The organism is Alcanivorax sp. HI0044 (assembly GCF_001634945.1).
Window position 1 is genome coordinate 1 of sequence record NZ_LWEZ01001300.1, and the last position, 1,173, is coordinate 1,173.

Genomic DNA, 1,173 nt, shown 5'->3' on the forward strand with positions numbered 1-1,173 from the left:
GTCGGCGAGCAGCACCAGCAGATCCACATCGGAGCAGGGGTGCAATTCCCCGCGGCCGTAGCCGCCGACAGCCACCAGCGCTACGTCATCGCGGTCGGACAGACCAAACAGGGACCAGGCTGCGATCATCACCTGGTCCACCATTGTGGCTCTTGTCTGGACCAGCTCGGTAATGTCGGTGGCCTCAAAGGTCTGATTCAGCCGCTCCTGGCCCTGGGCCAGATACTGGCGGGCGTATTGGCCCGGCTGGGCGCTTTCCTGCAAGGCGTCGAGCAGGGAGTCCTGGGATATTGCGGGTAGCAATGACACTTAATAGAGGTCCGTTTCTTCGCTGCGGGCGGTGAGTACTTCATAGCCATCGGCGGTGACCGCGATGGTGTGCTCCCACTGCGCGGACAACTTGCGGTCTTTGGTGACCACGGTCCAGGCGTCGGGCAGCAGTTTATTGGCGGCTTTGCCGGCGTTGATCATGGGTTCGATGGTGAACACCATGCCTTCCTGTAATTCAAGACCCGTGCCAGGCTTGCCGTAGTGCACCACCTGGGGTTCTTCATGGAAGCCCTCGCCGATGCCGTGACCGCAGTATTCGCGGACCACAGAGAAGCGTTCGCCCTCGGCCATTTTTTGAATCCGATGACCAATGTCGCCGAGCTGTATGCCGGGCCGGACCATGCGAATACCGGCCAACATGCATTCGCGGGTAGTTTCCACCAGCCGGCGGGCCAGCACAGAGGGCTCGCCCACGTAAAACATCTTCGAGGTGTCGCCATGCCAGCCGTTCTTGATGACAGTGACATCGATATTGACGATATCGCCTGTTTTCAGGGCTTTGCGGTCGCTGGGAATGCCGTGGCAGACCACATGGTTCACCGAGGTGCATACCGATTTGGGGAAGGGCATGCGACCGGGGGCGCCGCCATAGCCCAGAGGCGCAGGAATCGCCTGCTGTTTGTTGACGATATGGTCGTGGCAGATGCGGTCCAGTTCCTCGGTGGTGACCCCCGGTTTGACGTACTCGCCGATCATTTCCAGGACTTCGGCGGCCAGCTTGCCCGCTTCACGCATTTGCTCGATTTGCTCGGGGGTTTTAATGACGACATTCATGAGGCTTGGGGAAACTCCTGCTTTTTCAGTGAGTTGGGCGGGGCTTGGGCAAAGCATTTTGGGCCGGGT

Annotated in this window: 2 protein-coding genes; both read right to left on the bottom strand. The window is 59.9% G+C overall.

What is annotated here, in order from left to right:
- A partial coding sequence (locus A3730_RS18985; RefSeq protein WP_197477529.1) for a nucleotidyltransferase domain-containing protein occupies positions 1-309 on the bottom strand: 309 nt, incomplete at its 3' end.
- The gene (gene map, locus A3730_RS18990) at positions 310-1,104 is read right to left on the bottom strand and encodes a type I methionyl aminopeptidase (RefSeq protein ID WP_063520657.1); all 795 of its coding nucleotides are present in this window, start codon (positions 1,102-1,104) and stop codon (positions 310-312) included.
- Between the last annotated feature and the right edge of the window lie 69 nt (positions 1,105-1,173).